The organism is Vreelandella lionensis (assembly GCF_002087295.1).
Classification (GTDB): domain Bacteria; phylum Pseudomonadota; class Gammaproteobacteria; order Pseudomonadales; family Halomonadaceae; genus Vreelandella; species Vreelandella lionensis.
Genome location: NZ_MWVI01000017.1, coordinates 25,307 through 33,985 on the forward strand (window position 1 = coordinate 25,307; position 8,679 = coordinate 33,985).

Consider the following 8,679-nt stretch of genomic DNA (forward strand, 5'->3'; position numbering starts at 1 on the left):
CACAACAGAACTCAAATACGTGAAGATACTTAGTGGAATAAACGTAATACACTTTCACTTCGATCTGACAACAGTTCAGAACAGCGTATAAGTGCCTCATCTAGCTTCATAGGCCCATCTACCAAAGCTAATACAGCGGTGACGCCTTCGTTATAAGCTGACTGCCACCCTTCGCCGAGGCTACCCGCCAAAACAACCACTGGCACACCCATTTCCCGTGCGCAACGAGCAATACCAATAGGAGTTTTCCCTGCCATGCTCTGACCGTCTAGCCTTCCCTCGCCGGTAATGACCAAATCGGCACGCTCAAGTCGTTGTCGAAACCCCACCTGGGTCATCACTAGCTCAATACCTGGACGCAGCTCTGCTCCGAGAAAAGTGCGTGCCGCGAAGCCTATTCCTCCGGCTGCTCCTGAGCCGGGTAATTCACGGAAGTCTTCTCCCAGAGTCTCTGCCACCTTGTCAGCGAAATGCGCAAGTGCAGCATCCAGTATGACGATATCTTCTTCACTTGCACCTTTTTGAGGACCGAACACAACACTGGCGCCGCGATCACCGACCAGCGAATTATCTACATCCACGGCCGTTTCAACGATCACCTTAGACAGACGCGAATCAAAGTCATCTAGATCGATTCGATCTAGATGACTAAGAGCTGCACCACCCGGCGGTAAAGGTCGGCCTTTATCATCAAGAAATCTTACACCCAAAGCCCGCAACATACCTGCACCTGCGTCGTTGGTCGCGCTGCCTCCCAACATGAGTATTATTCTCTCAGCACCCGCATCAAGAGCAGTAAGTATCAGCTCTCCCACACCGTAGGTGCAACTATGCATTGCGGTACGTTCCATAGGCGTCAGATGCTGCAATCCACACGCTTCAGCTAATTCTATATATGCTGTACGGCTAACGAAGTGCCAACCCCACTCTGCCAGTCGAGGTCGTCCCAATGAGTCACTCACCGTCTCGCAACGTCGCTCCGCTTCTGTAGCCATAATTAAGGCATCTAAAGTACCTTCCCCACCATCGCCCATTGGGCATTCATCCCATTGCGCAGATGGTATTGCCTTACGAATACCGTTTGCGATCGCGCTCACTGCTTTTCTAGCCGATAGTGAATCCTTATAGCTATCTGGCGCTACGATGATGTGCATCACTCAGTTCCTTTAAGCTCTTCTTCGAATGGTGTATTGAGCGCCGGGTACTGCTGCGCAACATTGGTGTTACCGGGAGCATAATGTTTTCTGGTGCAGTATCAACTTGATTGATCTGCGCCATAAGCAGCTCAGTAGCCTTTGACGCCATGAATTCCACTGGTTGTTTCAGAGTAGTAAGAGAATGGCTTGGCCAAGCTGCCATTGGCACATCGTCAAAACCAATAATCGAAACGTCTTCGGGTACTGAAAGGCCGAATTCATGTCGCAATGTGTCAATAGCCGCAATTGCCATCAGGTCATTGGCACAAAAAAGTGCATCGGGTGAAGGTGAACTAGCAAAGAGGCGCCTCGTCGCATGACAGGCATCTGCATAACGATAATTACCGATTTCTACTGCGTGACAAGTTAATCCATCCTTGGCAAGCCCTTCTAGAAAGCCAGCTTTACGTTGAAGGTCAGTAGAAGAGTTTGGTAGTCCTGCTATATAGGCAATGCGACGATGGCCCAGTGAAGCAAGGTAATGGCCTGCCCAATAGCCTCCACTATGATTGTCACTGCCGACTTGGCTAATGCCATCAAAGTTGACGGTGCGATTGATAACAACGCAGGGTATGCCAAAATCCGCCACCTCCTTGGCTTGTGTGCTATCCAATGTAATAGCCAGCATCAAAACACCTTCAACTTGGCTCCTGATAATATCGTCGATTACTGTGTCGAAACCGTTATCCGATGGAGCGAAAAAAAGCTGAAGATGGTACCCCTGTTGCTGAAAATAGCGTGATGCCTTTTCTAACATAAAGCTGTAGAAAGGATTTTCGAGGCTATAAGTTACCACAGCAATAGTCCGGCTTGATCTGGTGATCAGCGAACGCGCAATGGAGTTGGGGCGATACCCAAGTTCCCGGGCTGCTGCCATGACCTTCTTACGCGTTTTCTCCGCCACCTTGGCGTCAGGCGAAAAGCTGCGACTGACCGCTGACTGCGACACTCCAGCTAACTTTGCCACATCGCGGGAGGTTACGGATTTTCTTTTCATAAATTATGCTCTCAAAGGGCCGTCCAGTCATAGACAGCCCTATTCACCAGAACCAAAGGCATTGAATTACCATCCTCACTTTCACAGCTTTTCAAGTGACCTATATTGGTCAATCTTTTTCACGTAACTTTTGCTGTTATCTAGTGCGCCATGTACTTCTTCATCAGTTAGCTCCCTGACCACTTTAGCGGGCACACCTACAATTAACGAGCGTGGTGGAAACCGTTTACCAGAGGTAACTAGAGCCCCTGCACCGATGATGCAATGCTCACCAATCTCCGCACCGTTAAGTAACGTTGCGTTCATGCCCACCATCACGCCATCGCCAATGTTACAACCATGCAACATGGCTAAATGTCCAACAGTCACTTGGCGGCCAATATGGACTGGATAGCCAGGATCTGTGTGTACAACACAGCCATCCTGTAAATTGCTGCCCTCCCCGACGATGATAGGTTCATTATCCCCTCGTAGCACTGCGCCAGGCCAGACAGAGACTTCGTGGGCAAGATGAATCCGCCCGATCAGCGTAGCTTCTTCCATCACCATGGCGCCTGGCGCTATCTCGGGAACGTTACCTTCGAGTCGATATATTGGCATTAAGTAATCTCCCTAGAAACCGACTTGGTCGCCACCTTTAAGTTGAAGTATCTCGCGTGCTTCGTCGAGCGTTGCTATTTCAAAGGAAAGGCCTTCGAGAATTTCGCGTACTTTGGCTACTTGTGCTGCGTTGCTTTCGGCTAACTTGCCCGGAGAAAGCCATAGCGAGTCTTCAAGACCGACGCGAACATGGCCTCCAATGGCTGCCGCCTGAGCAGCAATCCGCATCTGGTTGCCTCCGGCACCCAGCACTGACCACTCGTAGCCATCCCCGAATAAGCGGTTGGCGGTTCGGCGCATATGCATAACATCCTCGGGGTGAGGGCCAATACCACCCAGGATGCCGAACACACTCTGCACGAAGACTTTTCCACTAATAATGCCGCGATCCATCAAATTACGTAAATTGTAAAGATGGCCAATATCGTAGCATTCACATTCAAAGCGAGTGCCGTTCTCTGCACCAAGAGTCATGGCCTTTTCGATATCAGCGAAAGTGTTCTTGAACACTAGATCGCGACTATTCTCAAGATGGGCACGCACCCAATCGTGCTTGAGATCCTCATATCGGTTGAGCATGGGAAAAAGCCCAAAGTTCATCGACCCCATGTTCATAGAGGCAAGCTCAGGCTTAAACTCCATGGCTGGCCGCATACGTTCCTCAACGGTCATGTGCGGGCTGCCACCAGTGGTAAGGTTGATGACTGCGTCAGTAGCTTTCTTGATACGCGGTAGAAACCGCTGAAAGACAGCTGGATCTTGTGTGGGCTTACCGTTATCGGGATCGCGGGCATGAAGGTGAAGTATGGAAGCGCCTGCCTCAGCAGCAGCGATACCAGCCTCGGCAATCTCTTCAGGTGTTACCGGTAGGTATGGCGACATGGAGGGCGTATGGATGGCACCGGTTACGGCACAGGTGATTATGACTTTACGTTTATTAGCCATCAGAAGTTTCTCCTAGTTAAAATTAAAAGTTATTTAGTATTGATATGACGCTGATGGGCCATCAGCGCCATTAGGCGTCGGTCTCGCCAGGCTTGTCGCTCAGCTAGACCTTCGGAAGGTAGCTGTGACCGGCGTTCTTGGCCCAATGTAGCCAGGGTTTCGGTATTCCATGGGTCATCATCGCTGCGCTGACGGTCGACATCGCGGTAAAGTGGTCCATATCGCTGGCCGTAATCGACGATTCCATTAGGCGCATTAAGGTCGATGGTCTCGAAAGGCCCCATAAACGACCAACGCAGGCCAAGTCCGTGTTTGACTGTCTTATCCAGATCCTCAGCGGAAACATAGCCATCGCGAAACAGGCGTAACGCTTCGTTCAACAATGCGCCTTGCAAACGATTGAGAATGAAACCTTGGACTTCTTTCCGAACCAGAATCGGGGTTTGCTGAGCCTGTTCCATCAGTTGCATGGTGCGATTCACCGTTGCTTCCGAAGTATCAGGTGATGGGGCTACTTCGACTAGTGGAATCAAGTAAGGCGGATTGACAGGGTGTGCTACTAAGCAGCGCTCGGGGTGCTTCAGATGGTTTGTGAACCGAGACGCGGCGATTCCTGAAGTGGAACTAGCCAACACGGTATCTATGGCCACTACCGACTCAAGTTCTAAATAGATACGTCGTTTGGCATCAATGTCTTCTGGCCCACATTCCTGAACGTACTCAACCCCCCTCATAGCATGAGCCAGATCGTTTTCTGTCTGGATGCGAGATAGCGGAGCCTCAATGTCTTTAATTAGGCCAGCCTGAAGTAAGTCTTCAAGAGATTGCCGAATGCCGCTTTGAACTTGGCCTAGAGCGCTAGCATAAACATCATAGAGACATACAGACATCCCGCTTCGTGCAAAGACAATTGCCCAAGCCCGGCCAATCAAGCCTGCGCCGATAATTCCTATACGTGCCGTCATGAGGCTGCTCCTATATCAGTCACAAAGACTCAACGTTGGCGCAGACACTCAGCGCTTGGCCTGAAATATTGGTACCACCAGGTGCTGACAAGAACAGGGCCATAGACGCAATGTCGGAGGGTTCAACCATGCGTCGCATGGATATCTTAGAAAGATTTTCCTGTTCCATTTCGGCATAGCTAATTCCACGCTTGGCCGCACGGTCTTCAATGACCTTTTCGATACGCGGTCCACGCACGATGCCAGGTAGGATTGCGTTGACTCTCACTCCTTCTGGGCCAAGCTCGATTGCCAAGCTCTTAGTCAGTCCGACGATAGCCCATTTGCTGGCGGCATAGGGCGTTCGATAGGCAAACCCAAGGCGCCCTGCGACCGACGCCAGATTAATCAGCAGCCCCTGGCTTTCCTTCAGTAACGGTGCCGCTCGGTGTGCAACTCGGTACTGACCATTGAGATTGATGTCGATAGTACGGGTCCAGGCGTCATTATCGATCTCATCAATCCCTGCAGTGGGCCCGGCGATGCCAGCGTTATTAACGACGACGTCAAGCCCACCCAGAGAGGCGGCATCTTGGACCAGTCGGTTGACGTCTTCTTCTTTGCTAACATCCGCCATAGTGTGTGAGATGCCCTTCGGCAGCGAAGCCAAGGCATGGGTGTCGATATCACAGACGTGCACTTTCGCGCCCGCTTCCAGGAAGGCCTTAGCGATTGCTAAACCGATACCATTGGCACCAGCGGTAATCAGTACTCTAAGGCCATGGCGTGGCGTTAAGCTTTCTACAATGGTCATATGGTTTCTCTCTTTGGAAGGGTTTAGAGCGAAGGCAGCCAAGGAGACAGGCAAGGCAGCAGGCTGATAATCAGAAGATTGATAAGTACGATTCCTACGAAAGGCAGTACGGACCAGGTGAGTCGAACGATACTAATATTAGCTATCTGTGATGCTACGATGAGGTTGAGGCCAACCGGTGGGGTGAACATCCATGGCCAGATTGACCACCATTATGATCCCGAAGTGAACAGGATCGAATCCGAAGCTGATCGCAATGGGCAACAGAATAGGCACGAAGATCAGGATCGCTGCTGCTGCCTCAATAAACATTCCTGCAAACAACAGCAAAAGATTGGCCAGAATAATAAACAGTAGCGGGCTGTCGATAGCCGATATTGCGAATTGGGACACCATGTCTGGCACTCTTAGACGCTGAAGCATACGCCCATAGAGTCCTGCAGCGCCGATGATGCTTAGCACAATAGCGCTGGTAACAGCCGATTGTTTGAGGATATCAACCAGGCTGCTCGGTTTGATTTCTTTATAGATGACAAACCCGATCAGGAAAGAGTAAGCCACCGCGATGACTGCGGCTTCAGTCGGCGTGAATATGCCACTGTAGATACCGCCCAAAATGATGACTGGCATTAGAATTGCCAGGATTGCTTTTCGCCCCGCTCGCAAGACATCCATCCAAGAACTCTTTTCGATACTCCCAGCCAAACCATTCGCCTTGGCAAAGAAGTAGGCAAAGATCAGCAGAGTCAGCGTCACTAGGATGCCTGGCAGAATGCCTGCGATGAACATGTCCCCCACGGACACATTTGCAGCAATCCCATAAGAGAATCAACGGGATGCTGGGCGGGATAATGACGCCGAGGGCGCCGGAGGCAGCTTGGTTGGCTGCGGTATAGCCTCCAGGGTAGCCCTTGGCCAGCATGGCCGGTATCAGAATCGAGCCGATAGCGGCGGTTGTGGCTGCGCCAGATCCTGAGATGGCCGCAAAGAACAGTGAAGTGACGATGGCCACCATTGCCAAGCCGCCTGTCATACTGCCGACTAGGGTGTTGGAAAAGTCGACTAGGCGCCGAGATATACCACCGCTCTGCATCAAGGAACCCGCGAGGATGAAGAAGGGTATCGCCATCAACGGGAAGGAGTTCACCGAAGCGATGAGCTGCTGAGGGACGATCAGCATTGGCGATAAATCCCCATGCCAAATAGTTATGGCAGAAGCTAGTCCGAGTGAGAGAGCAATGGGTACGCCGATGATGAATAGCGAAATCAGCAGTAGGAACAAGAGCAGTGCCATGGTCAGTTCACCTCCTGCTTAGGCTGATTGTGAATATTGAGCGCCTCATCCAGCAACAACCCCAAGCTGTTGATCATGATAACCACTCCTCCTGCGGGAATGGCCATGTAAGGCCACATCATAGAAACTCGAGTGCTGGGTGCAGTCTGGCTGGCAACCCGATCCATAAGGTCGTAACCGTGTTTAATCAAGATAAAGGCGAAGAGAGCGGAACACAGGATGATGGCAATTCGCAGCAGGCGCGCCAGTTTTTTTCCGGCGTGTTCCAATAAGATGTCTACAGAAATTAGTGTGCCCTTACGATAGGCATATCCGGCTCCTAGAAAGGTCAACCAGAGCATGGAGAAGCGGGCTATTTCATCTGAGAAGAACAGCGGACTGCCCACAACAAAACGGGCAAATACTTGCCAGAAGATGAGTACCGTCATCACTAACAACAACCCGGCCAATATCCAGCCGATCAAACGGTTAAACTCATCAATGGCTCTGTGGGCCAGTAGTAGATAAGACTTCATGGCTGCCTCATGCGTCGGAAAAGCGCCCGCAGGAAGTCGTGCTGCCTGCGGACGTTGTGGGCTCAATATTTGTAATTGACGGCAGCGTCGACCAGCTCCGCACCGACGGTAGGGGCCCACTCTTCAAGGACAGGTTTGACCGCTTCGCGGAACGGGGCTAGGTCGGGATGGGTCACGGTCATGCCCAATTCTTCGAGTTGCCCGAGGTAACGTTGTTCTAGCTCCTGGCTGGCCTCACGTTGTACCGGCAGAGCAATCTGGGCAGCTTCGATAATAATCGCTTGATCTTCTTCGCTGAAGGAATTGAACAGATCCAGGCCCATCATCAGTGGCGCTGGGGAATAGACGTGTTGGGTTATATTCAGGTAGTCCTGAACTTCATAGAAGTTAACGTCATAGATGGTAGCCAGAGGATTTTCCTGGCTATCCATAACACCTTGCTGGAGGGCAGTGTAAACCTCGGTCCAGGCCATTGGCGTCGCGTTAGCACCCAATGCTTCCCAAGTATCAACCTGGACACGACTTTCCTGTGTGCGGTGGTTAATACCTTCCAGATCGCTGGGTTTCTCGATTGGACGTACCGAGTTAGTGTTGTGACGAAAGCCGTTCTCCATCCACGCTAGGAACTTCACGTTCATGCCTTCCTCGGCCAGCCGAGCGAGCTCTTCGCCATGTTCGCTGTCTAGAAAGGCATAAGCATGCTTATGATTCTCGAAGACGTAGGGTAAATCAAAGAGCATAAATTCATCGACGAACCCCCCCATCGGACCGGTGGAAGCAATACCAGCATCAATAATGCCAAAGCCCATGCCTTCAACAACTTCTCGTTCGGCACCCAATGCGTTGTCGTAGTGCGGCTCAATGGTTAGTCGGCCTTCAGAGAGTCGCTCAAGCTCCTCACCAAATTTAAGAACCCCAATACCCTGCTGTGAGTCAGGGCCGAGCGGTAGACTCACATTAATAACACGCTCTGTTCCTGCAGCAGCATGGGTTGAAGTGGCCAAAGCGATGGCAGCAGCCAAAGATGTGAGAGGCAGGAAATGTTTCTTGAAGCACTCCTAAACATGGTCCAGCTATAAAGCTGAGTATTTTGTCGTTGTAGTCTCTACCTACGTGATACGGGCCTCATAACTGAAATTCTGTACTGAAGCTAAAGCCCACATGAAGTTTTAGAATAGAATGAATACGTATTCAACCATGACCACAAATCACCACAGCAGATTCTTATGTATCCTATTGATTATAATATAAATATACTTTAGTATTAAAAATGAATACGTAGTCATATCATAATGAAAAATGGCTTCATCCCGAAGCCACCCACTGATTGAGTAGCGCTACACTTGGCGGTCTCACGTTCCAAGTGCAACGCTA

10 protein-coding genes and 1 pseudogene are annotated in these 8,679 nt (G+C 50.8%); all 11 read right to left on the minus strand.

The genetic code is table 11. The features are described 5' to 3' along the window. Positions 1-29: 29 nt before the first annotated feature. The 11 genes and pseudogenes from B4967_RS02250 to B4967_RS02290 all read right to left on the minus strand — a co-directional run bounded on the left by B4967_RS02250 (position 30) and on the right by B4967_RS02290 (position 8,309). Complete coding sequence (locus B4967_RS02250) at positions 30-1,154, minus strand: glycerate kinase (protein WP_083023299.1); 1,125 nt, start codon at positions 1,152-1,154, stop codon at positions 30-32. Further along, positions 1,129-2,193, minus strand: a complete 1,065-nt coding sequence (locus tag B4967_RS02255; RefSeq protein WP_083023301.1) for a LacI family DNA-binding transcriptional regulator — start codon at positions 2,191-2,193, stop codon at positions 1,129-1,131. The genes B4967_RS02250 and B4967_RS02255 overlap by 26 nt, the downstream gene beginning before the upstream one ends. Positions 2,194-2,274: 81 nt before the next feature. Beyond that, positions 2,275-2,793, minus strand: coding sequence for a gamma carbonic anhydrase family protein (locus tag B4967_RS02260; protein ID WP_083023303.1), 519 nt, complete (start codon positions 2,791-2,793; stop codon positions 2,275-2,277). Between the two features lie 12 nt (positions 2,794-2,805). Beyond that, on the minus strand, positions 2,806-3,738 hold the full coding sequence (gene kce, locus B4967_RS02265; RefSeq protein ID WP_083023305.1) for a 3,5-dioxohexanoate:acetyl-CoA acetone transferase: 933 nt from the start codon (positions 3,736-3,738) through the stop codon (positions 2,806-2,808). A 29-nt stretch (positions 3,739-3,767) separates the two neighbouring features. Beyond that, positions 3,768-4,703 carry a 3-hydroxyacyl-CoA dehydrogenase gene (locus B4967_RS02270; protein WP_083023307.1) on the minus strand — a complete coding sequence of 312 codons (936 nt, stop codon included), beginning with the start codon at positions 4,701-4,703 and terminating at the stop codon, positions 3,768-3,770. A gap of 19 nt (positions 4,704-4,722) precedes the next feature. Further along, complete coding sequence (locus tag B4967_RS02275) at positions 4,723-5,496, minus strand: SDR family oxidoreductase (protein WP_083023309.1); 774 nt, start codon at positions 5,494-5,496, stop codon at positions 4,723-4,725. Between the two features lie 23 nt (positions 5,497-5,519). Then, a complete protein-coding gene (locus B4967_RS20010) occupies positions 5,520-5,687 on the minus strand; it encodes a TRAP transporter large permease subunit (protein WP_279384631.1) in 168 nt (55 codons plus the stop codon). After that, entirely contained in the window at positions 5,635-6,285 is a 651-nt protein-coding gene (locus B4967_RS18625) for a TRAP transporter large permease subunit (protein WP_279384632.1), read from the minus strand. The genes B4967_RS20010 and B4967_RS18625 overlap by 53 nt, the downstream gene beginning before the upstream one ends. 91 nt (positions 6,286-6,376) lie before the next feature. Further along, positions 6,377-6,790 (minus strand): annotated as a pseudogene (locus B4967_RS18630) (TRAP transporter large permease subunit); the annotation flags it as partial. 2 nt (positions 6,791-6,792) lie between these two features. Further along, on the minus strand, positions 6,793-7,305 hold the full coding sequence (locus B4967_RS02285; protein WP_062362988.1) for a TRAP transporter small permease: 513 nt from the start codon (positions 7,303-7,305) through the stop codon (positions 6,793-6,795). Positions 7,306-7,367: 62 nt separating this feature from the next. After that, entirely contained in the window at positions 7,368-8,309 is a 942-nt protein-coding gene (locus B4967_RS02290) for a DctP family TRAP transporter solute-binding subunit (RefSeq protein ID WP_243470282.1), read from the minus strand. Between the last annotated feature and the right edge of the window lie 370 nt (positions 8,310-8,679).